The 22,266-nt window shown below is 64.6% G+C and carries 20 protein-coding genes; 6 read left to right on the top strand and 14 right to left on the bottom strand.

Annotated features, from left to right (window positions below; translation table 11 throughout):
• Positions 1-3: 3 nt before the first annotated feature.
• The 11 genes from ROJ8625_RS01370 to ROJ8625_RS01320 form a co-directional block, all read right to left on the bottom strand.
• The gene (locus tag ROJ8625_RS01370) at positions 4-849 is read right to left on the bottom strand and encodes a polysaccharide deacetylase family protein (RefSeq protein ID WP_085790055.1); all 846 of its coding nucleotides are present in this window, start codon (positions 847-849) and stop codon (positions 4-6) included.
• Positions 846-1,595: an FkbM family methyltransferase gene (locus tag ROJ8625_RS01365; RefSeq protein WP_085790054.1), complete on the bottom strand. Its 750-nt coding sequence runs from the start codon at positions 1,593-1,595 to the stop codon at positions 846-848. Before ROJ8625_RS01365 ends, ROJ8625_RS01370 begins: the two co-directional genes overlap by 4 nt.
• Positions 1,596-1,620: 25 nt before the next feature.
• Positions 1,621-2,799 carry a glycosyltransferase family 4 protein gene (locus ROJ8625_RS01360; RefSeq protein ID WP_159456686.1) on the bottom strand — a complete coding sequence of 393 codons (1,179 nt, stop codon included), beginning with the start codon at positions 2,797-2,799 and terminating at the stop codon, positions 1,621-1,623.
• On the bottom strand, positions 2,777-3,829 hold the full coding sequence (locus ROJ8625_RS01355; RefSeq protein ID WP_159456685.1) for a glycosyltransferase: 1,053 nt from the start codon (positions 3,827-3,829) through the stop codon (positions 2,777-2,779). The genes ROJ8625_RS01360 and ROJ8625_RS01355 overlap by 23 nt, the downstream gene beginning before the upstream one ends.
• Positions 3,830-3,924: 95 nt before the next feature.
• Positions 3,925-5,334 (bottom strand): hypothetical protein, encoded by a 1,410-nt coding sequence (locus ROJ8625_RS01350; RefSeq protein ID WP_085790051.1) that lies wholly within the window; start codon positions 5,332-5,334, stop codon positions 3,925-3,927.
• 4 nt (positions 5,335-5,338) lie between these two features.
• Positions 5,339-6,250, bottom strand: a complete 912-nt coding sequence (locus tag ROJ8625_RS01345) for a formyltransferase family protein (RefSeq protein WP_085790050.1) — start codon at positions 6,248-6,250, stop codon at positions 5,339-5,341.
• Positions 6,247-7,374 carry a DegT/DnrJ/EryC1/StrS family aminotransferase gene (locus ROJ8625_RS01340; protein WP_085790049.1) on the bottom strand — a complete coding sequence of 376 codons (1,128 nt, stop codon included), beginning with the start codon at positions 7,372-7,374 and terminating at the stop codon, positions 6,247-6,249. The genes ROJ8625_RS01345 and ROJ8625_RS01340 overlap by 4 nt, the downstream gene beginning before the upstream one ends.
• Positions 7,371-8,402: a CgeB family protein gene (locus ROJ8625_RS01335; protein ID WP_085790048.1), complete on the bottom strand. Its 1,032-nt coding sequence runs from the start codon at positions 8,400-8,402 to the stop codon at positions 7,371-7,373. Before ROJ8625_RS01335 ends, ROJ8625_RS01340 begins: the two co-directional genes overlap by 4 nt.
• Positions 8,403-8,482: 80 nt before the next feature.
• Positions 8,483-9,745, bottom strand: a complete 1,263-nt coding sequence (locus tag ROJ8625_RS01330; RefSeq protein WP_306372278.1) for a nucleotide sugar dehydrogenase — start codon at positions 9,743-9,745, stop codon at positions 8,483-8,485.
• A 235-nt stretch (positions 9,746-9,980) separates the two neighbouring features.
• Positions 9,981-10,349, bottom strand: coding sequence for a MarR family EPS-associated transcriptional regulator (locus ROJ8625_RS01325; RefSeq protein ID WP_085790046.1), 369 nt, complete (start codon positions 10,347-10,349; stop codon positions 9,981-9,983).
• A 539-nt stretch (positions 10,350-10,888) separates the two neighbouring features.
• A complete protein-coding gene (locus ROJ8625_RS01320) occupies positions 10,889-11,425 on the bottom strand; it encodes a DUF6647 family protein (RefSeq protein ID WP_085790045.1) in 537 nt (178 codons plus the stop codon).
• A 109-nt stretch (positions 11,426-11,534) separates the two neighbouring features.
• On the opposite strand from ROJ8625_RS01320, the gene ROJ8625_RS01315 reads away from it, so the two are divergent.
• From ROJ8625_RS01315 to ROJ8625_RS01295, 5 genes are all read left to right on the top strand, one after another.
• Positions 11,535-12,446, top strand: a complete 912-nt coding sequence (locus tag ROJ8625_RS01315; RefSeq protein ID WP_085790044.1) for a LysR substrate-binding domain-containing protein — start codon at positions 11,535-11,537, stop codon at positions 12,444-12,446.
• A gap of 336 nt (positions 12,447-12,782) precedes the next feature.
• On the top strand, positions 12,783-13,592 hold the full coding sequence (locus ROJ8625_RS01310) for a molybdate ABC transporter substrate-binding protein (protein ID WP_085790043.1): 810 nt from the start codon (positions 12,783-12,785) through the stop codon (positions 13,590-13,592).
• Positions 13,593-13,596: 4 nt separating this feature from the next.
• The gene (locus tag ROJ8625_RS01305; protein WP_085790042.1) at positions 13,597-14,628 is read left to right on the top strand and encodes an iron ABC transporter substrate-binding protein; all 1,032 of its coding nucleotides are present in this window, start codon (positions 13,597-13,599) and stop codon (positions 14,626-14,628) included.
• Positions 14,629-14,635: 7 nt separating this feature from the next.
• Positions 14,636-15,622 (top strand): FecCD family ABC transporter permease, encoded by a 987-nt coding sequence (locus tag ROJ8625_RS01300; protein WP_085790041.1) that lies wholly within the window; start codon positions 14,636-14,638, stop codon positions 15,620-15,622.
• On the top strand, positions 15,619-16,416 hold the full coding sequence (locus tag ROJ8625_RS01295) for an ABC transporter ATP-binding protein (RefSeq protein WP_085790040.1): 798 nt from the start codon (positions 15,619-15,621) through the stop codon (positions 16,414-16,416). Before ROJ8625_RS01300 ends, ROJ8625_RS01295 begins: the two co-directional genes overlap by 4 nt.
• Here the strand turns inward: ROJ8625_RS01295 and ROJ8625_RS01290 are convergent.
• Positions 16,389-16,601 carry a TOBE domain-containing protein gene (locus ROJ8625_RS01290; RefSeq protein ID WP_085790039.1) on the bottom strand — a complete coding sequence of 71 codons (213 nt, stop codon included), beginning with the start codon at positions 16,599-16,601 and terminating at the stop codon, positions 16,389-16,391. The genes ROJ8625_RS01295 and ROJ8625_RS01290 overlap by 28 nt on opposite strands.
• 83 nt (positions 16,602-16,684) lie before the next feature.
• On the opposite strand from ROJ8625_RS01290, the gene ROJ8625_RS01285 reads away from it, so the two are divergent.
• The gene (locus ROJ8625_RS01285) at positions 16,685-17,806 is read left to right on the top strand and encodes a putative sulfate/molybdate transporter (protein WP_085790038.1); all 1,122 of its coding nucleotides are present in this window, start codon (positions 16,685-16,687) and stop codon (positions 17,804-17,806) included.
• Positions 17,807-18,078: 272 nt separating this feature from the next.
• Here ROJ8625_RS01285 and ROJ8625_RS01280 read toward each other — a convergent pair whose 3' ends face one another.
• A complete protein-coding gene (locus tag ROJ8625_RS01280) occupies positions 18,079-19,866 on the bottom strand; it encodes an SLC13 family permease (protein WP_085790037.1) in 1,788 nt (595 codons plus the stop codon).
• 259 nt (positions 19,867-20,125) lie between these two features.
• Positions 20,126-22,072 carry a PhoX family protein gene (locus tag ROJ8625_RS01275; RefSeq protein ID WP_085790741.1) on the bottom strand — a complete coding sequence of 649 codons (1,947 nt, stop codon included), beginning with the start codon at positions 22,070-22,072 and terminating at the stop codon, positions 20,126-20,128.
• Positions 22,073-22,266: the final 194 nt, after the last annotated feature.

Here is a 22,266-nt window from a genome sequence, read left to right as displayed (position 1 = left end):
ATGTCACTCTCCGAACCCGTCGATCCAGGCGCGCAGATCGCCGCGCGGCCAGTGGAACTCGATCTGGTGGCGCGGCACATCCATCGGGTCGGTTCCGGGCCGCACACACCCGCGCACCGCGCTGAAAGCCAGCTGGAATCCCGCAGCCGCCACCGCCTGGCGGCCCCTCGGCCCGATGTCCGAGGCGCGCCCAAACGGCCAGGCGAAGGTCGTGCAGGGCGCGCAGATCCGCTCCTCGATCTCGGACTTGGCGCCGGCGATCTCGGCCTGCAGGGCTTTCGTGTCGTGCTCCAGCATCGATAGCCGCGCATGGCTCCGCGTATGCACTCCGATCTCGCCACCGGCCGCATGGAAGGCGCGGATCTGGTCCCAGTTCATCGGCCGCACGGGGCGAGCGTAGGCTGACATGCCTTGAAACCAGTCCCGCAACCGCGCAGGTGCGGCGTCCGGAAAACCGCTGCACACGAAGATGGTGGCCGGGACGCCGGCCGCGTCCAGCGACTCGGCTCCGTTTTCAACCACATTGGCAAAACCGTCGTCGAAGGACAGGTGGAAATAGCGGCCGTCCGGTGGCGTGCCGTCGGCGATCAACTCTGACAGTGTGGCACTATCGATGATGTCTCCGCGGGTGCGCAGCGCCGCCAGCGTGTCTGCAAAGATGCTGCGCTGCTCGGGGAAGATCGCATGGGCATAAAGGCAGCGCACGAAGCGCGGGGCGGGTCGCCGCAACCAGGGCGCACAATGCAGCACTGCCGATTTTGCTGCCGCGCGCAACCTAGCCTGGGGCGGTCGCCGCGGATATGCCTGTGCTTCAGTTTCGGCAAAACCGAGTGGCATTGCCGTGGTCATGCGTGACGCTCGAACAATTCGTCGTAGGAATAAGACGTTCGCAGCCCACCCGCAGCGCGGAAACCCTGCGCTTCCAGGTCGGCGTAGATGTCCTTGGGGCTGGAACCGAAACGATCCAGGTGATGGGCGCAGATCTCGATGTAGAACCGGTTCACCTCTCCCAGAACACCTGCCTCTGCAAAGGCCTTCAGCACGCCCCGTTCGGCTCCCTCGACATCGATCTTGCACAGGACCTCGGACTCCCGCAGGAGCTCGGCTAGAAAGGGTAGTTGGTGCAAGCCCAAGCAGGCGACCGGCCGTGTGGTCATCCCGGGGACAGACATGCGCGTGAGGTGGCCGGCGCCGGAATGAGTTGCCGACGCGGCTAAATTGAGAATGCCGCCCGGCGAGCCCACTGCGGCGTTCAGAGCCACGACGTTATCGGCGTCGTTCAATTCAAGATTGGCCAAGAGGTCGGCAAAGACCCGGGGGTTAGGCTTGAAGCTTAGTACCCGGCCCCTCGTCAAATGATCGGCGGCGATCAACGAATAGATGCCCGCGTTGGCGCCGATGTCCACGAAGACCCCGTCACTTGGCAACTCGAGGATAAGGTTGCGCAATTCGGTGCCATAGAAGCCGAACAGAGCAGCCAGGTTGGTGTAGTCGCCTGAGCGCACACGCATGTGCGGCCCATAAGCCGATCGGGTCGATTTCAGCGGCGCCATCAACAGGCCGATCAGCCGCATGCGCCCGCGGAAGTCGGGCATATGAAAAGGCGTTGGGCAATGCTTTTCATATGTCTACTTTCTCGGGACTATTAGGGCGAACTGATGTCCCAGGAGTAGACGCGGACCCATAGTTGCACCCTGCCACAATCTTGGTCAGGTCGGCTTTGAAGCGAGACAGGGTCATGCGCTCCAGCGCTCGGTTCCGGGCGGCGCGACGCATCTCGAAATAGGGGTGTGTCGCTTCGAGCGCCCAGACCATGCGGGCGGCCAGTGCGTCGGCGTCGCGCGGATCGTTGACGAGCCAACCAGTCTTGCCATGCTCGATGATTTCGGGAATTGCAAAGGCTCTAGTAGAAATCGCCGGGCAGCCGAAATATGCTGCCTCGACTAGCACTGCGGGGTTGGTGTCGAAGCTGGTCGGATGAACTAGCATAGCAGCGCTGGCGAGCAGTTCGCGCTTGCGCGTGTCTTGAGCAGGATCACGCGGATCCAGAAAGCCGATCCAATCTACACTCTTAGAGGTGCTGCGCTGCCCCGCTGCCGGTATGTCTCCGACTACGGCAAGGCGTGCTTGCGGGTAGCGCGCCCGCAGTCGGGCGAAGGCGTCCAGCACGACGGGGCCGTTTTTTCCGACAAAATGCGTCGACATGAACAGAAAGAGTGGCGCTCCACTATAGGTGTCTGCTTTGGGCGGAGCCATGGTCGAAAAGTTGCGCAGACTGAAGACCCGGGCGGGGTCCAGTTCGTATTGAGTAATGGTCCGGTCGGCGAAATGCCGGCTGCGCAGGATCACCGCCCGGGCGCCACGTAGCCACTGAGCTTCCCGGCTCTCGATACGGGCCAGGTCGAGTGGGTCGAAACGGGCGGGATCATGATAAATGCGGACATAGTCATGGAAGCTGCAATCGTTCCAAGCGATGTACGGCCCCTCTGGAACGGTGTGGATCCATGGTGTGAAGCCGTTGAAGAACACCAGGTCGGCTTCCAATGCCTGCGACCTGCGAACGGCGCGCGCGAGCGCCGACAGACGCCCCGGGGCAAAATGGTGAAACGTGCCATGTAAGCCCAGTCGCCTGCGCGAGGCCGAGATCAGCTTTGCCACGCCGCCCGGCGGAAAGGTGAAGGGGCCGCGATAGCGTGCTCCGAACGCCTCCGACAGGGCTTCGAATGCAGCCGCGTTGCGCAAGCTGTAGCCGCCGCCGCGCAGATCGGCGGGCAGATTAGATATGTAGTGCAGTCTCATGCCCCGCCTCGAGTGGTGTGTTCCAGAGATCGAGTAAGCGCCGGAATGCCGCATCGTAGTTGTAAACCCCTCGATGCAGGTCGAAGGCCCGCATGCCTTCGGCCCGGCAGCGTGACGGGTCGGCGGCGTAGGCTGCGACCTGTGCGGCGATCTGTGCGGGATCGTGATCGGTGACGCAGGCGCCAATCCCGTTGCTCTCAATCAGTTCCGGCACCCCGGGATTCGTGTCGCCGATCTGCGGCAGACCCGCCTTCATGAACAGATAGCGCTTGTTGCTGGCCCCCAACGCGGTCCGCCACTGGATGCTCTTGCTGTCCAGCAGTGCAATCCCCAGATCTGCCCACGCCATCCGCTCCTCGGCTTGGGGCAGATCCATCCATCCCAGAAAAGTCACCCGATCGCTCACATCCAGTTCCTCGGCCATCGCGCGCAACCGCTTCGCAATCGGTCTGGTATCGTCACCGATGAGGACGAGCGTGGCATGGGCCGGCCATGCTGGAATACTCTGGATGACGGCGTCCAGCTTTTGGCTGAGGCCCAAGGACCCGCAATACACGACCTCGAAACCGTCCTTCCGGACGGGACGGTCCGGAAGAGCGTGCGCGCGCAGCGGATAGTTTTCAATCACCAGTGGCAGCCGCGGCAGCTCCAGCTTGTCCTGCGTATGGCGAGCGCGGCCGGCATCAGGCACCACCACGTGATCGAAACCGGCAATGGCACGGGGAAGGCGTCGCTCCAGATGCATGGGAGCGTCGCGCAGTAACTCATGGAAATGCGCCACCCGCACCGCCGGCTTTCGCGGCGTCAGGTCGGAGATCCAGACCCCGATTGGGTCGTAGCAGATCTCCACGCTGCGTGCCCGCCCCAGCCGGAGCCGCGCCGCCGCCACGGAGCGCACCAACGCCAGCAGCCGCAGTGCGGTGCGACCGGGCGTCAGGAGACGACCCGGCAGGCAGGTGATGCGCACCCCTCGATGAGCAAAGAACGTACCCTCGCGTCCTGCGTTCAAAGGGAGGGTGACAAGCTCCACCTCATATCCCGCATTGGCCAGCAATCGCGCTTGGTATTGTACCGGCGGATACCCGTCCACTGGTCCTGGAGAGACCAACAGGAAACCAGAAGGTATCATCGCTGGGATTCTTGCATCATACTGTTCGGTGCGCTGCGTCGGAGCCGAGCCGACCAACGGTTGAGGGCCAACATTAGCAGGCTCATCAGGATCCAGGCAAAGACCGCGCCATTGACGATGAAGAAGGGCCGCTGCAGCGGGTCGAGGGCCACGACGCCCACGACAAAGAAGCGGGCGAAGTCGAGGAAATCGCCGCGGGCCAGCCGCCGGGCTGCAGCCTGGTCAATGCGGCGGATAATCCATCCCAGCGTGATGAAGCCAAGCAGAACACCAACATAGCCGAAGTTAATGAAAAACTCGAAGACGAGGCCGGTGCCGAAGGTAGCTGAATCGGACAGGATCATTCCGGTATGGTCTTCCATGAAATCGCTTCCGCCCCGGGCCGGCTTACCCGGCCAAACGAAGCGCGGAAGTATCACCAGTGGCAGGATAACGAGCGTGGCACCGTAACGCTGTAACTCGGGGAACAAGTCATGCTGTTCGATCATCCGCCCGATAAAGATGTTAAGATTGAGCCGGATGTTCACTAAATCGAGCGAGTCGAAGTTCCACGGTGAGAACAGTTCGGTCTCGCGCAGGGTCTCCAGCACAATCCCAAAAACTGAGCCTTCTACGCCTTGCCAGACGACCAAGCGGATTTCGTCGCGAAAGGAAAACCAACCGATGAACGCGGTCAGAACGAGCCAGAGGACCAGAAGGCTCCAAAGAGCGCCCTGCAACCCATTGCCCGCTCTGCGCCGGCGCAGCTGCGCCATCCAGAACGCTACGAGGGTAAGCCCGAAGAGAAAGCCATAGGAGGCGAAGCCAAAGACCACGACGTAATACAGCGGAACCAGCGCCGCCAAAGCCACCCAACCGAGCAGAGACTTGCCGTCGCGCCGAGCGAGGTAGGCGCCCAGTATGAGTGCGGCCACCGCAACGTTACGGCCAGCCTCGATCAAGGCGGAAGACATCGGAAATGAAATGCGAAAGTAATGAAAAACGAAGGCTATCAACCCGATCATACCGAGAGTGGTCAAAATGTTGCGCTCATAGAGACGTGTCTGGGTAACAGGCGGCGGCCAATTTTTAGCTGGGTTGCGTACGAAGGCCCCACTACCAATGGCAAAGCCTAGAAGACCGAGCAGGGAAGCGAAGGTCGCCTGTACGATCATCCATTCCGAGAAGTCGTACTGAACCAGGTACCAGTGTCCGCCGGGACGCAGATGCGTGTAACCGGGCATCGCGTAGACGAAGCAACCGCCATAAAGAAAGCTCATCGTCAGAACTAAGGCAGCCGGCAGGCCGACACTTCCCGATGCGATTGTTCGCCGCACGATCAGCACTACTAGGCTGATCCATGCGACGAGGAAAAGCTGCATAAGGAGATTGATATCGCTTAAGGGTATACTGTCCTGAAGGTACACGACGCTATCTTCTACAGGAAAACCCGCGGGCTCTCTTAACGAGCCAAACCGGCAAGAATATTTCAGCTCCCAAAAGATCGATTTGCCGAAATAGTTTACCCCATACTCCTGCGGGACGTCGTACATGTACGGGGGCAAGACGCAGTACATCACCAGACTCATTCACGAGCCGAAGTTCCTCGAATGCGAAAACGATCTTTTCAATGAGCTCTGACGAAGCCATATCCTTCAGGACTCTCGTGGCGTGCTCCGTGTCCGCCTTGGAATGGTAACTTGATGAAACCTCTTTCTTGAATCTAACTGAGCTACGTAGTCCTTGGAGAATTTCAATGAGGTGCGGCAGCACCTGAGCCGCACGAGTTGCAAGCAGCTCTGACAGAACAGGGAAGCCCCTCGCCTGCAAATCCTGCGCAACCGCATGCTGATAAAGAACTTCACCCTTATCAATTTCCACAGCCATAGTGTGAAAAGTGAAGCCGACTGGTTGCCCATTGAACTTAGACCACTTAATCGCTGCCACCCCTCTATTCCCAGGAAGTATTGAGTTGTGAAAGTTGACAAATTTTCCTTGCGAAAGATGGGCGGCACGCAAAATTCGATCACAGCCACATACGATGAAGACAGCGTCCCCTTTTTCTCGGAGAATTGCCTCTAGCTGTCCATCATCTGTACTCACGGCATCCACCGCCGGTACAGGTGGCCACCAGTTCGTGATCAGCATGGCGCGGGTGGCGTTCACTCTTCCTTTCAAAAACAGCCGTGTTGCCACCGCCAAGAGACTTCCTGAGCGTCCAACGTAAATGACTCCTTGAAGATTGATCTCCTGTATCGCGGCGTTGTCCAAGAATAAAGCTGTAACCAAGTTGGCTTTGAAACCGACGAGATAAACTTTGAGCGCGTCGACTGCTTCAGTCATGCCCACGCTCTGTAATCAGCCATCACGGTGCGGACGGTCTTGCAAATCGCATCCAGATCGTTTGGATCCAGCGTCAGGTAGGTGGGCAGGTTGAAGCCCTGTGCCGCCACCTGGTGCGCCACCGGCGTATCCGCCGGGCCCGGCGTGTAGGGCATGTCGGACATCGGGTAGAAGTAGGGTCGCGTGTCTACGCCGTGGGTCTTTAGCGCCGCGCAGACGCGGTCGCGGGTCTTGGCATCGGCGCCCTCAATTTCGGCACAGATCATCCAATAGCTGTTGGTGGTGCCTGCTGCCTCGCGATTCAGGCGCAGCCCCGGAACCGCGGCAAGTCGCTCGGCATAGCCGTGAAACAGTTCGCGGCGCTTGCCCAGGAAATCGTCGATTTGTTCGAGTTGGGCGCAGCCCAACGCCGCCTGCATGTTGGTCATCCGGTAGTTGAAGCCCATCCGGTCGTGCCAGTAGCGCTTCTGGGGCGACATGGCGTGGTCGCGCAGAACGCGGATCTCCCGTGCGAGAGCGCCGTCATCGGTGGTGATCATCCCGCCTTCGCCGGTGGTCATGTTCTTGTTGGCGTAAAAGCTGAAGGTGCCGCAAGCACCGAACGTGCCGACACACCGGCCATCGATGCGGCTGCCATGCGCCTCGGCCGCGTCTTCAATCACGTGCAGGTCATGCCGCTGGGCAATCTCGAGGATCCGGGCCATCGGGGCAGGATGCCCATAGAGGTGTACCGGCATGATCGCGCGGGTTTTTGGCGTGATCAGCGCTTCGATACGGGCCGGATCGATGCCAAGGCTTTCGGGCTCGACATCGCAGAACACCGGAATCGCGCCGCTCATCAGGACGGCGTTCGCAGTCGCGATAAAGGACAAATCGGGCACGATCACCTCGTCTCCCGCTCCGATGCCCAGAGCGTGCAATGCGAGATGCAGGGCCACCGTCCCATTCGACACGCAAATGGCGTGCTCGACTCCGCAGAAGCTGGCGAAATCTTCTTCGAAACGAGTGACATATGTACCCAGAGACGAGACCCAGCCACTCTGTACCGCGTCGGTCACGTAGTCGAGTTCCCGGCCCAAGAGCGTAGGCATGGAAACGGGATAGAATTTCCTGTCTTCGGTCATTGTGCGTGTTTCCGGTTGCGGGCGTCGCTAAGCCCCGTTTCTTCAAGAATGCGTTCGAGGCGTTGCGCGTATGTGTGATGCGCATGCGCCCGGCGGTGACCGGCTTCACGGATGGCGGCGGCCCAGTCAGGCTCCGCCCGGGCCCGGGCCAGGTGATCGAGGATCTCGTTCACGCCGTTGTAAGTTAGAACCTCGCGGCCGGGTTCGAAGCAGTCCGGCACGGACGGCTTGTTCTCGATTAGCTGCAAGCCCCCCGCACCGCAGATTTCGAAAGCGCGGCAGTTCAGAGAGTCGCCTTCCCACATTGAAGTCGAGTTCAGGCAGGCCATACCGGCCCCGAAAATGCGGCTCTTCTCGTCGCGGACGATGTAGCAGCCGCGGAATTTTTGCTTGATCTCGGATCGGGACCAGCGCGGCGGCGGCGATCCGTAAAGCGCCACCGGCACCTCTTTTCCGATCAGTCGTGAGACGAGGAACTGGCGATAGCCGTAGTAGTTGCCGGCCACGATCAGCGCATCTCGGTCGTCTCCTTGGCCCGGTGGGATGATCCGGTGCCATTTCGGGTTCATGGCCTCGTGCAGGAGATCGGCAGGGAGGTCCACTGCACGCAGCTTCGCCGCCCCTGCGGCATCCTTGATGTAAATCCTGTCGTACCCGTCCGCCAGCAGGCCCATCCCCTTCATGTTGGCAGGGGGATCTCCCCACCAAGCCACGATGCGAGTAGGGCAGATGTCGCGCAGTGCAGACAGGATGTTCTCGTCCAGGGCGAGGGTTAGGCAGAGCACTAGATCGGGTCTCCAGTCCCTTGCGGCCCTCAACGCCCAGACCGCGTTCGCACTTGGGCGTCCGGGCCAGGCCATGGACAGGCCGTCATGAACAACCCGACGCAGTCTGCCCCGGTCTCGGAAGGTAGGGCGGGCCATCGTGCGCACTTCGTGCCCCATGACTTCAAGAGCATCGGCCACGTTGTCCGTAAAGCTGTCGACGCCACGATAATTGGGGATGAGGACTTTCAGTGGTCTTGTCATTCCATTCTGCAACCTGCTTGGCCACGATAGGTGTGGGCGATGCCGCCCTTCTCGGCTCGGCGGCACGTTGCATATAGCCGTCAGGCCCGAATGATGTGATCGGCGGGTTCGCGATAAGCTCCGCGCGCGTCGATGATCAGCTTGGCATGCGCCTTGATCTGGACGTAATCGAACGCGTCGTGGTCAGTGGCGACGATCACGGCATCCTGCGCGGCCAAGCTGTCCGGCGATACTAGCGTGGCGTCCAAGTCGAACGAGTGATGGCGCATCTGCGGGAAGCTGGGAACATGAGGGTCCGCATAGCTGAGAACTGCTCCGTGGTCGCGCAGCATCTCCATCAACTCGACCGAGGGAGATTCCCGCATATCGTCCACGTTCTTTTTGTACGAGATGCCCAGCACCATGACCTTGCTTCCCTTGACCGATCGGCTGTCGCGGTTCAGGCCAAAAACCAGCTTGGAGAAGACGTAGTCAGGCATGGCGCGGTTGACCTCGCCGGCCAGTTCGATGAACCTTGTGTGCAGGCCAAATTCCTTGGCTTTCCAGGTCAGGTAATAGGGATCGATCGGAATGCAGTGTCCGCCCAGGCCCGGACCCGGGTAATAGGCAGTAAACCCGAAAGGCTTGGTCTTCGCCGCATCAATCACTTCATAGATGTCGATGCACATGCGGTCCGCCACGACCTTCATTTCATTGATCAGGCCGATATTCACGGCCCGGTGGATATTTTCGAGCAGCTTGGTCATCTCGGCTGTCTGGGTCGAACGGACCGGAACCAACGTGCCGATCGCATGGCGGTAGAGCGCAATACCGGCCTCGAGGCAGGCCGGCGTATGCCCCCCTAACACCTTGGGGATCGTTGAGGTCGTGAAGTCGGGGTTGGCGGGGTCCTCGCGTTCGGGCGAGTAAACTGCGAAAATTTCCTTACCCACCTTGAGCCCGCCGCGCTCGATTCTGGGAACGACCTCTTCCTTGGTCGTTCCGGGATAGGTGGTGCTTTCTAATACCACCACCTGCTCCGCCCTCAAATGTGGGGCGATTTGGTCGCAGGTATTTGTGACGAAGCTCAGATCCGGCTCGCGATACTTGTTCAAAGGGGTTGGAACGCAAAGTAGAACGGCATCCGCTTCGGAGATACGAGTAAAATCAGCAGTCGCCTCGAAACCGAACTCCCGAGCGTTGCTAATGCGGTCATCAGCAATGTGCGCAATCGGAGTTCTTCCAGCATTCAACTTGTCAACCAGATCCTGAGAAATGTCAAAGCCTAGGACGCGATAGCCCACCTCAGAAAATCGCAAAGCGAGGGGTTGGCCAACATAGCCCAAGCCGACAATTCCGATCACGGCTGACTTCTGATCTAGTCTCGCCGTTAGTCTTGCGAGAGCGCAACCATACGCCCTATCATTCGAAGAATTACCGTTTCTCATTTGATGTCCAATCCGATTTACTTCAAATTTTCTGCAATATGAGCGGGCAGGGGATGCCCGCAAGGGAATGATTTTTGTTTGGTTGTCCGTCAGGCGATCGTTCAACAGCAGTGCGAGGTGTTCTTTCGCAGGAAATGCTCAATAACACAAATCATCGAGGGTTCTCCGAACCCGACGCCGCGCCCGTCCCGGGAGCCGCCTCCACCTCCCGCTTCAGCCCCTCGATCTCCGCCTGGAGCGCCTCGTACTCGGCGACCCGGCGCTGGAGAAAGCGGCGCGTCATCGCCGCCTTCGCCGCGAGCCCGGCCGGGGTGAGCACGTAGGCGTAGCGCAGCTTGCGGTCCGAGGCGCGGAAGTTGCGGATCTTGATCTGGCCCTTGTCGGCGAGCCCGCGCAGGCAGTAGTTGACAAGCCCGAGGCTGATGCCCACCGACACCGAAAGTTCGCGCTGGGAGATCTGCGGATTGTCCGCGAGCGCGCGCATCACCCGGAAGCGGACATCCTCGTCGACGCTCTTCATCACGGGGCAGCGTGTCTCGTCACGGGGCAGGGTGTCTCGTCACGGGGCGGGGCGTCCACGGCTACCGCACCGGAGCTCGCCGCGCGAATCCAGAGGGAAGAGACCGTTCATGCGTGAACGCGTATCAACGCCGCGAGGTGATGGCAATGCGCGTCAGGCGGGATTTCGGCTCGGCCACGCCGGCCTCGCGGCGGATCCGGCCAACGAGGGGTGCGCCGCCTGTGTGCCGGCCCTCACGCGACCGCTCGGGGGCCGTAAGCCCCGAGTTTTGGCGCGGCGGAGCCTTGTCGGGAGCGATGCGCCTCCGGATCGTCGGGTCCACCCGTCGGTCGTCGGTGGCGCGGCCTCCGGTCCGTCGAGCCATCATCGCGGTGGCTGGAGGGCAGGGGGCTCGAGGCTTCTGAAGGGGGCAGCGCGAGAGGCCTCGAATGCGCCGCCGGCACGCCGTCGTCCGTCATGTCGCTCCCGGCGCGTCTCGGGCCCCGCATCTTGGCGCGCCGGATCGCGCGATCGCAACGCCCGCGCGCGGGCCACCTCGGTCACTCGGGGTGGATGTCCCGCGGCGTGCAGCCGGCGTCGAGCGCGACCGCGATCCAGTTCACGTCCGCCTCCAGCCCCTGATCGGCAAGCCACCCGGCTTGCAGGCGATAGGCCGGCAGCTCCTGTGCGGCTGGGCAGTACCAGTGATGCGGGGCCTGACGGTGATGAACGAGCTCGTGCAGCAGGACGCTGACATCTTCGGCGCTGCGCGGATCCCAGGGGCGCACCAGCAGGATCTCGGCGCGGTCGGGGTCGTAGAGGCCCCGGAGCCGACCGCGCTGGACGCTCGCCGTCGCACCCCGCCGCGCCGCCGCCTGCCACGGGCTGAGCAGGCGCACGTCCGGGGCCGCCGCGCGACGCGGCCAGGGGGACTGCGCATCGAGCCAGGCCTCGAGCGTCGAGACGAGCGCAGTCATGCTGCCCGCCTGCGCCCAGTCGGCATCCGGGGGCGCTGCGGCGGTCTCGGCCCGCGCGAGCGTCGGGCACAGGGCGACGAGAGCCGCGGCGAGCGCCACGGCGAGACGGGAACGGTGCATCGGTCCCTCCGGGTCGGGATTTGGAGAACTGGTATGCCGATGTTACGATTTCGTTACGTCACCGAACGGTCGCTTTTCAGGCTCGCGTGAGCCCAGTTCAGGCAGAGAGATGGGACGCAAGCTTCCGCCCTTCGCCGCCGTCCGCGCCTTCGAGGCCACTGCACGGCACATGTCGGTCAAGGCCGCGGCGGACGAGCTGTGCCTGACGCCCTCGGCGGTCAGTCACCAGATCAAGGCCCTGGAGGGCTTTCTCGACACCCAGCTCTTCGAGCGCGCGGGAAACCGGATCTCGCTCACGCTCACGGGCGAGACCTATGCGGGCAAGCTGACCCATCTTCTCGACACGTTCCTCGAAGAGACGGACGCCGTGCGCGAAACGCCGGGCCCGTTGCGCGTTCTCTCGACGCCGGGCTTCGCGGCGCGCTGGCTGGTGCCGCGGCTGCCGCGGCTCGAGTTCGCCCGCGACATCCGGCTTCGGGTCTCGAACGGGGCGCCCTCGCTCGACTTCGCCACGAACGACGCCGACGTGGTGATCCAGTGGTCCGACCGCCCGACGCCCGGCCTGCGCGTCGATCCCCTGATGGCCTCGGCGCGCTACCCGGTGATCTCCCCGCTCTTGCAGGAGCGAGAGGACGTGCGGCGGCCGGAGGACCTTCTGCGCCTGACGCTCTTTTACGACGAGACCGACGACGCGTGGCCCGAATGGTTCGCCGCGGCGGGCCTGCCGGGCGCGGATCTGCCGCCGGGCCCGACCTTTCCCAATTGCGAGCTTTCGACGACGATGGTCGAGCAGCACCAGGGCGTGTCGCTGGCCTACGACGCCGTGGTTCGCGGGACCATCGCGTCGGGACGCCTCATGCGCCTCTTCGACGTGACGACGCCGCCGATGTCGATCTACGCGATCGCCACGCCGGAGGCGCGCGCCGGCGACGCGAGGCTCGCCGCGTTCCGGCGCTGGCTGCGCGCCGAAGCCGAGGCCGACGGCGTCGTGCCGGAGCCCCGGCCCCACGCCGCGGAGTGACCGCGCCGGGCGCGTTCCGGCACGGCGCGCCGCATCGGAGTCGTTCGCTGCCCGGACCCGCGCGTCGAGCGTCCCTTGGCGGCTGAAGAGACGCGCTCACCGGAGGCGTACGGTGCCGTTTCGATGCAAAGAATCCCTCGCGGCGCGACGCTCGATCCGTTCAATCGAGCGTCAGTTCAGGGAAATGTTTATGCAGGGCATGGGCTTGCTCAATTCCGTCGTGCCCGCGGCCAATCTGCGCTCGCGAAATCTTGCATTTGACTGCAAAATTTCCCACGCCCAGTGTGTGCGCGAGACATGTCCTTGCGAGCGACGGATCATGACAGGGGGAGTGACATGCGCATACCGGTCTTGTGCGCCATCGGAGCCGCGGTCCTGAGCGCGGGACCGGCAATCGGGCAGGATACCGTGTCCCTCGTCGCGGCCGGCAGCCTGCGCACGGCGCTGGGACAGGTGGCGTCCGACTTCGGGTCCGCGCACGGGACCGCCGTCGAAACGACGTTCGGCCCCTCCGGCCTCATGCGACAGGAAATCGAGGGCGGCCGGGCGGCCCATGTCTTCGCGTCCGCGAACATGGCTCATCCATGCACCCTTGAAGAAGCGGGGCGCGGCGGCCCGGTGGTTCTTTTTGCCCGCAACCGGCTCTGCGGCCTCGCGCAACCGGGTCTCGAGGTCACCTCCGCGAGCCTTCTGGACGTGATGCTGTCCGACGACACGCGCCTTGGCACCTCGACACCCGGCGCGGACCCGTCGGGTGACTACGTCTGGGACCTCTTCGGCAAGGCCGAGGGCCTGAGCCCGGGCGCGCAAGAAGCGCTCGAAACGAAGGCGGCGCAGCTGACCGGTGGCCCCGACAGCGCGCCGGCGCCCGAGGGCCGCAACACCTATGCCTGGGTGATGGAGACCGATCGAGCGGACCTGTTCCTGACCTATTGCACCAACGCCGTGCTGGCGCAGCGAGAGGTGCCGGACCTGCAAATCGTGCAGATGCCCGAGGCGCTCTCCGTCGGTGCCGATTACGGGCTGATGGTGCTCGATGGCGCGCCGGACGCGGCGTGGCGGCTCGCGTTCCACATCCTGTCGCCCGCCGGGCAATCCGTGCTGGCGGATTACGGATTTTATGCCCCCGGACTTCCGAAGGAGTGATGGCATGATCCTCCGAACCCTCGTCGCCCTCGCACTTCTCGCAGCCCCGGCGGTCGCGCGCACCGTCACCGACAGCGCGGGCCGGACCGTGGAGGTGCCGGACGAGATCGAAACGGTCTTTGCTGCGGGTCCGCCGGCCTCGGTTCTGGTCTACGTCGTCGCGCCCGAAACCTTGACCGGATGGCCGCGTGCCCTCAGGCCCGAGGAGCGGGACTACATCGCCGAACCCTTTCGCGACCTGCCCGAGACCGGCAGGCTGACCGGGCGCGGCGGCGAGGCCAATCTCGAGCGTGTTCTGGAGATCGCGCCGGATCTGATCCTCGATTTTGGCTCGGTGCGCGACACGTATGTCGATCTCGCAAACCGTGTGCAGGAGCAGACGGGCATTCCCTACATCCTGATCGACGGACGGTTCGAGAACACGCCCGAGGCGCTCCGTCTTCTCGGCGAGGTGCTCGGCAAGCCCGAGCGCGGTGAGCAGTTGGCGCGCGACGCCGAAGATACCTTCGCCCGGATCGACGCGATATTGGACGACGTTCCTGAAGAGGACAGGCCCCGCACCTACCTCGCGCGCGGACCGGACGGGCTCGAGACCGGAATGAAAGGCTCGATCAACACCGAGATCATCGAACGTGCGGGCGGCGCGAATGTCGCCGACGACGGCGGGCGCACGCAGGGCCTCGTGCAGGTCTCGCCCGAGCAGGTGATCGTCGCCGATCCGGAAGTCGTCGTGACCTGGGACCCGACCTTCCACGACCGCGTTTGGGAGGATCCGCTTTGGTCCGGCGTCGAGGCGGTGCGCGAGGGGCAGGTCTACCTCTCGCCGACAGCGCCGTTCGGCTGGATCGACCGGCCGCCATCGCTCAATCGCATGATGGGCCTTCGTTGGATGGCGCGGCTCTTCTATCCTGAGCGGTGGGAGGGCGATCTGCGCGATGAGACGGCCGAGTTCTACGAGACGTGGTATCAGGTCGACCTCGACGACGCCGAGCTCGACCGGCTGCTCGAATGGGCCGAGGGTCGGCCGCCCGAATGAGGGCCGCATGACGCGCTTCGGGCTGAACGGTGCTCTGTCGGTGGGCCTCGTTGCTCTCGCCTTCGGAGCGTTGCTCGTAGGTCCGTTCGGGCTGACCCCGGGGCAGACCGTCGCCGCGCTGCTTGGCCAGGCAGGCGACCAAGCGCAGATCGTCGTCTGGAACATCCGCCTGCCACGGGTTGCGGGCGCCTGCCTCGTCGGTGCCGCGCTGGCCTCGGCGGGCGCGAGTTATCAGGCGCTTTTCCGCAACCCGCTGGTGTCGCCCGATATCCTCGGGGTCTCCGCCGGGGCCGGTCTCGGCGCCGTGGCGGGGATCTTTCTGTCGCTGCCTGTGGCGCTCATCCAGCTCTCGGCCTTCGTCGGAGGCCTCGCGGCCGTCGCGTTGGTCATGGCCGTGGCCTCCGCCGTGCGCGGAGCGGACCGGGTGCTGACGCTCGTGCTGACCGGAGTGGTGATCGGCGCGCTGGCCGGGGCGGCGACGTCGCTCCTCAAGGTCCTGGCGGACCCCTACGACCAGTTGCCGGCGATCACCTTTTGGTTGCTCGGCTCGCTCGCCTCGGTCACCTCCGCCGACATCCTGCCCGCGCTGCCGGCCGTCGCGCTTGGGCTGGTGCCGCTCGTGCTGTTGCGCTGGCGGATCAACGTGCTCTCGATGGGGGACGAGGAGGCGCGCGCGCTCGGCATCGAGGCCGGGCGCACGCGCCTTCTGGTGATCGCCGCCGCGACCCTCGTCACCGCCTCGGTGACCGCCGTCGCGGGCGTCGTCGGCTGGGTCGGGCTCGTCATTCCGCACATAGCACGGATGCTGGTCGGTCCGGGCTTCGGACACCTGCTTCCCGCCTCGGCACTGATCGGCGCGGGCTATCTGCTGCTCGTGGACACCGCGGCGCGCACCATCGCCGAAATCGAGGTTCCGCTTGGCATCCTCACCGCCGTGATCGGCGCGCCGGTCTTCGTTTGGTTGCTGGCCTCGGGCCGCCGGGGCTGGACATGAGGCTCGCGGCCACGGATCTCGCCATCGGCTACGGGCGCGAGCGGATCGGCGCAGACCTGTCGCTCGCGCTCGGTCCGGACGAGATCGTCTGCCTGCTGGGGCCGAACGGCTGCGGCAAGACCACGCTCTTCAAGACGCTGCTCGGCCTGCTTCCGCGGCTCGACGGAGCCCTCGCGCTCGACGACACGGACATCGCGCGGATGTCGCGCCAGGATATCGCCCGCGCCATCGCCTATGTGCCGCAGGCCCACGCGCCACCGTTCCCGTTCGAGGTGCTCGAGGTCGTCCTCATGGGACGCACGGCGCGGATCGGCACCTTCGCGCAACCCTCCGCCCGGGATCGCACCATCGCCACGGAGGCTCTCGCCGCGCTCGGCATCGCGGACCTCGCCGGTCGAGACTACGCGCGCCTGTCTGGTGGCCAGAGGCAACTGGTGCTGATCGCCCGCGCGCTCGCGCAGGAGGCGCCGCTCATCGTCATGGACGAGCCGACGGCCAGCCTCGACTTCGGCAACAGGCTTTCGGTTCTGGACCGCATCGCATCGCTTGCCCGAGCTGGGAGCGGGCGCGGCGTCATCCTGTCCACGCACGATCCCGACCAGGCGCTCGCGCTTCAGGCGCGTGTGCTCGCGATGTCGGCGGGTCGGATGATCGCCGAGGGCCCGGCGGCGGACGTGCTCACGCCCGCGCGCCTGTCGGAGATCTACGGCGTCCCGTTGACGGTCGAGCGCACGGCCAGCGGCCGCCGGGTCTGCCTGCCCGCGGTTCAGTCGTCGGCTGCGACCATGACATGAGACGCCTTGATGACAGCATAGGCCTCCTTGCCCTTGGCAAGACCGAGCTCGTCGACCGAGTCGTTTGTGATCATCGAAGTGATGATCGTCCCGCCGCCGACATCGATTTTCACAGTGGAGTTGACCGCGCCCTTTTCGACTTCGACCACCGTGCCCTTGAGCTTGTTGCGCGCGCTGAGTTTCACGGGAATGTCCTCCTGAATTTGCTTCACCCTCAACGTCTGCTTCCATCACCGAAGTTCAAGCCCGAAGTCACGGGAGGCGCCGCGTGACCGGGGCGCGGTATCGCTGGAGCCTCGCCGAGCTCAACGGGGCCCTCGGCGATACCGGCACGCTTCTGCCGCTCGTGATCGGGGCGATCACGGTCGGGGGATTGTCGCCGACACCGGTTCTCCTGGGCTTCGCGATCGCCTACCTCGTGACCGGCTTCGTCTACCGCCTCCCGCTTCCGGTGCAGCCGATGAAGGCGATCGCTGCGCTGGTGATGGTGTCGGAGGTGACGCCCGAAGCGGTCGCCGTCGCCGGGCTGATGATCGGCGCGGTGCTGGTCATCCTGGGAGCCACGGGGGCGATCGACCGGCTCGCGCGGCTTGTGCCCCGCTCGATCATCGCGGGTCTCCGGCTCGGGTTGGGTCTCGGCCTCGCATGGGTCGCCGCGACCCTCATGGCCGATGCGCCCGTCCTGGCCGCCGCGGCGGTCGCCCTTCTGTTCTTCGCGCGTCGCATGGGAGCCCCGGCGGCGCTGATCCTCCTCGTGGCGGGGGCGGCCATCGCGGCGCTATCGGACGCGCTGGGGATCGGCGCTACGGCGGCCTGGCCGCCGGCCTTTATCGTCCTGCCGACCCTGTCGCTCGCATCGGATGCCCTGACCGGCCTCGTTCTGCCTCAACTGGCATTGACCCTGACCAACGCCGTCATCCTGACAGCGCTCGTTGCCGGCGACCTGTTCGGTGCGCAGGCCGCGCACGTGACACCGAAGCGCCTGTGCCTGACCTCGGGCCTCTTGAACTGCGCGCTCGCGCCGCTCGGCGCGCTGCCCATGTGCCACGGCGCCGGCGGTCTGGCCGCTCATCAGGCGTTCGGCGCACGGAGCGGCGCCGCATCGCTCATGATCGGTGGTCTGCTTGTCCTCGCCGCACTCGCGGTCGAAACGAGCCTGGGCTTGCTTGCGCGCTTTCCGGACTTCGTGCTCGGGGTCTTGCTCATTGTCGCGGCAATCGAACTCGCCAAGGATCGTCGCCTCACGGACAGCCGGCCATCCTGCTATCCGGTCATCGGCGTGACCGCACTGACCTGCGTCGCTCTCGACCCGTTTGCCGGCCTGCTGGCCGGAACGGTTTCGGAGGTCCTGCGAAAATGGGCGGTTCGTCGGAGTTTCCGCGAAGAATAGGCGGTTCCGCATGGCAGTAGCCGCCTGGGGGCGCGACCGTTGCGGTCGGCCTCTGAAAGGGAGGTCCGGTCGTCGCGTGGGTGAGAGACTGGCCCGTCGCGTGTCGATGATGCCGACTGATTGCCGGTGGACACATGTGGCACCTGACTGCGCATGCTTTCGCCCCGGCGAAGCCGTCGGTGTCCAAAGCGTCCTGACGGCGCAGACATGCCGCCGATGGTGCTGCTCGAAGTGAGGTCAGCAGTGAGACGACACTTCGCGCTCCCGCGCCCTCAGAGCGGGAAGAACAGCGGGATCGCCGCAACGGCGGTGACGCCGACCACGATATTCATGGGGATGCCGATCTTGAGAAAGTCCGAAAAGCGGTAGTTTCCGGCTCCGTAGACAAGCGTATTCGTCTGGTATCCGATGGGCGTGGCAAAGCTCGCGCTTGCCGAGAACATGACGGCCACGACGAACGGCCGCGGGTCGACCCCCAGCTGTCCGGCGAGCGAGATGACGATGGGCGTGAAGATGACCGCGACCGCGTTGTTGGTGACGACCTCGGTCAGGAAGGAGCCCACGAAATAGACGGCGAGGAGCATCAGGACCGGCGACAACTCCCGAAGCCACGGCGTGACCGCTGACACGATCAGTTCCACCGCGCCGGTGTTCTCGAGCCCGAGGCCGACGATCAGCATCGCGAAGATGAGGATCAGGATCGACGCATCGACCGAGCCCCACGCCTCGTCGTTGTCGATGCAGCGCAGGATCAGGATCGCCGCGACCCCGACAAGGGCCAGAACGCCGATGGGCATGACGTCGAAGGCGGCGAGACCGACGATCCCCAGCAATGCGAGCACCGCGATCGGCGCCTGACGTCGGCGATAGGCGCGGCCGACCGGAGAGGTGACCGAGACAACGTCGCCGGACCGGGACAGCTCTTCGAACCCTTCGGGCGTGCCTTCGAGCAAGAGCTTGTCGGCCGGCCGCAGGCGAACGCTCGACAGGTCCGCACCGGCGATGTGCCGGGGTCGGAACGCGCCCAGAACCCGAATGCCGGCCCGGCGGCCGAGCGCGAGGTCGGCGATGCGGATGCCGGAGCTGCGTCGCGACGGGGTGATGATCGCTTCGACCACGCGCACGTCGGCTTCCTTGTCGATCTCGATGGACCGCCGCAGCCCCACCCGCAGGCCGGTGCGCTCGGAGAGCGTCAGGAGTTCGGACGTCTCCGCGATGATGATGAGCGCGTCACCCTTGCGGAGAACCTGATCGTCGAGGTTCGCGCGCTCGATCTCCGCTCCGCGGCGCAGGCCCGTGACCCGCACCCGAGAGCGCTGGAAGTCGGCAATGGTTCCGAGCGGCTCGCCTATGTAGCGGTAGCCGTCCTGCACCATGACTTCGGACAGAAACGCGGTTTCGGCGCCGTCGCCACCGGCTGCGTCGCGCGAGGCGCGGGCCGGAAGAAGAAACTTGCCGAGCGCCAGCATCGCGACACCACCCACGGCGGCGACGATGATGCCTACAGGCGCGATCTCGAATATCGAGAACGGCTCGAGCCCGTTCTGCCGTGCGACCCCATCCACGAGAATGTTCGTCGAGGTCCCGATGAGAGTGCAGGTCCCGCCGAGGATCGCCGCGTAGGACAGCGGGATGAGCAGACGGGTTGGCGCAAGGCCGAGGCTCGTGGCGAGCCGGATGACGACCGGAATCAGAACCAGCACGACCGGCGTGTTGTTCATGAACGCGGACGCGGTGATCGTGGCAAAGACGAACAGGGCCACGGCCGTTACCGGCCGGCTCTGTGCCCGGTCGACGACGAGGTTGGCAAGCGCATCGAGAACGCCGGTCCGGACGAGGGCGCCCGAGACCACGAACATCGCCGCGATCGTGATCGGGGCCGAGCTGGAGAACACGCTCATCACGTCGTCGCTCGGCACCAGGCCGAACACGATGAAGAGCGCGGCTCCCCCGACCGCCGTGACGTCCGGCGGGTACTTTTCGACGATGAAAGCCACGAAGAGGAGAAAGAGGAGCGCAAGCGCGAGTACGGCCGGATCCAGGCCGAGCGACGAGGTCATGGCGGATGTCTCGAAGAGGAAACGTCGCTCGGATAATCTCACGTCGTCGGGTGCTTGGCGATAGGAGAGTTTCGCGCTCACCTTTTTTGTCGGCCGCCTCCGCTCCACGCAGGTCGATCACGAGTCGCGCATCGACGGCCGGGATGGGCGGGAGCGACGGCGCCACTTCATCGAGCGTCGGTCGCGGCATGTCCCCGCGTGCCGGGAGCCGGAAGCTCCCGGACTGCAGGGGCCCGGGAGCTTGGTCTCTTGCCGGATGTCAGCCGACGGGCTCGCCGTCGCTGCGCTTGACCGTCACGATGGCCGAACGGGGCAGCATGCCTTCGCCATCTGGGAACGGGGCACCCGGATGCTGGATGCCGACGAACATGGTGCGGCGATCGGACGACCAGGTCAGACCGGTCACTTCGCTGCCGTTCGGGCCGGTCAGGAAGCGTCGGATCTCGCCGGTTTCGGGATCTCCCGCAAGCATCTGGTTGTTGCCCATGCCCTCGAAATCCCCCTCGTTGCTGTCGTCGCCATCCGTCTGGATCCAGATCAGGCCGGTCGTGTCGATCTGCATCCCGTCGGGCGAGTTGAAGAGGTTGCCCGCGTTGATGTTGTCGGTGCCGGCATTGGGGCTGTCCTGGTAGACGCTCGGGTTGCCGGCCATGACATAGAGGTCCCACTCGAAGCTTTCGCTGCCATGGTCGCCGCCTTCGGGCCGCCAGCGCACGATCTGTCCGTACTCGTTGGTTTCGCGCGGGTTCGGCGCATTGACCTCCATCGGATCGCCGCCCGCATTCGTCAGGATGTTGCCGTCGTCGTCGGTCGCGCCGCGCCGCGAATTGTTGGTCAGGCAGCAATAGCCTTCGGGAGCGGTCGGGTTGACGGCGATCCACTCCGGCCGGTCCATCGTCGTCGCGCCGACGGCCGACGCCGCGGTGCGCGTGAAGATGGCGATCTCCGCGGGTTCCATGCCCGTCGCGTCGGGCGTCAGGGCGACCCACTGACCGCTTTGATCGTCCGAGAAGGTCGCGGCGAAAAGCTGGCCCTCGACCAGAAGCGTCGAGGTGTCGCCTCCGTCTTCGTAGGCGTCGCGGCTGACCCACTTGTACATGAACTCGCCGCGCTCGTCGTCGCCCATGTAGACCACCAGCCGGTTATCCTCGGCCAGTGCGTAGGCGGCGTTCTCGTGCTTGAAGCGGCCGAGTGCGGTGTGCTTGACGGGCGTGGCGCTCGCGTCGCGAGGATCGATTTCCACGATCCAGCCGGCACGGTGCGGCTCGTTCGGGTTTTCGCTCACATCGAAGCGCGGATCGTAGAGATGGTAGTTGTAGCCCCAGCCCTCGGCCGAGATGCCGTAGCGGGCATAGCCCGCGGCAACCTTCTCGTCGGTCGGCATCTCTCCGGTCGCGCCGAAGTAGCCGTTGAAGTTCTCTTCGCAGGTCAGGTACGTGCCCCACGGCGTCCGGCCGGATCCGCAATTGTTGAACGTGCCCAGCGACTGCGTGCCGGTGGGATCGTCCTGCGTCTGCAGGAGCGCGTGGCCGGCCGCGGGCCCGTCGATCGTCATCGGTGTGTTGTGCGTGATGCGGCGGTTGTAGGGGCTGTCGATCACCACCGACCATCCGCTCTCGCCTTCTTCCACTTCCATGACGGTCACGCCCTGGAAGTTCTGCAAGCGCAGGACGTCGTCGGCCGAACTCGGGGCGCGCTCTTCCTCGAGGTTGTCGGCCTCGGACGTGGTCGATCCGACGAGGTTGATGTCGTTGTTGGTATACTCGCTGTTCACCACGAGGATCTCGCGGCCGTCGACCGAGAACAACTCCATCCCGTCGGTGTTTTCGCCGAAGACGCGGTCCGACCCGTCCGTCGGGATACCGGTCTCGTGGCTGAACTCGGGCGCATCTGAAAAGAGCGGGTCACCCCACCGCACGAGCACCTGCCAGTCGTAGCCGTCCGGCACGTGGACCGTTCCATCGGTCTGCGCGGCAATCTGTTCGAAGGGGAAGCGACCGGCCCCTTGGGCCAGCGCGGTCGAGCCTTTCAGGCCAGCCACGCCCATGACGGCCGCGCCGGAGCCGAAGGCAAGAACGCCGCCCAGGAAGCCGCGACGCGAAATCGCGCGCTCGACCACGCGGTCGAACTCCTGCGTCTTCTCGCGCGGAAAACGTGCCTCGTCCCACTCGTCGAAGGTGAGACCGTGGTGCGTGTGATCTTTCATCTCGTCCATCCCTGCTGTGCGAAGTGATCCGGGCCGGACGCGGGTCGTCCGCCAGCGCCGACGGTAGCGATTCTATCTGACGCAGCCATGACAAGTGTGCCGGCGCCCGTTCGCCTGTGCGGCGGCTCCGGACGTCGCCGCCCGGCGGTTTCGGAGGACGCGAAACGAATACTCGACATTCGGCTCGGATGGTC

The sequence above is a fragment of the Roseivivax jejudonensis genome (assembly GCF_900172265.1).
Lineage (GTDB): Bacteria > Pseudomonadota > Alphaproteobacteria > Rhodobacterales > Rhodobacteraceae > Roseivivax > Roseivivax jejudonensis.
The sequence above is the reverse complement of the archived record's forward strand: the minus strand, read 5'-3'. Positions and strand labels throughout refer to the sequence as shown.